This window comes from Peribacillus sp. SIMBA_075 (genome assembly GCF_046534585.1).
The window spans coordinates 1-252 of the sequence record NZ_JAWRYN010001142.1; the positions used below are offsets into that span (position 1 = coordinate 1).

Consider the following 252-nt stretch of genomic DNA (forward strand, 5'->3'; position numbering starts at 1 on the left):
GCTCGAAACTTGGAAAGAACAGATCTTAACTGATGATGTGTTACTAGATGGGAGCTTTGTAATGATAGATGAAGAGAATAAAATTATTGCGTACTCTTTCCTCCATACATCAGAAAAGGATAATACGGTAGAACTAGGATGGTGTGGGACTCACACTACAGAAAATTTATCCTTACTGAAACTTCTCGTTTTCAAACAAGCTATGTATGCAAGTAAACACGGTTATTCTTTCATTCAAGGTGAATTCGATTC

Annotated in this window: 1 pseudogene; it reads left to right on the forward strand. The window is 36.1% G+C overall.

The features are described 5' to 3' along the window. Window positions 1-252: pseudogene (locus tag SB775_RS31880) on the forward strand (GNAT family acetyltransferase); the annotation flags it as partial.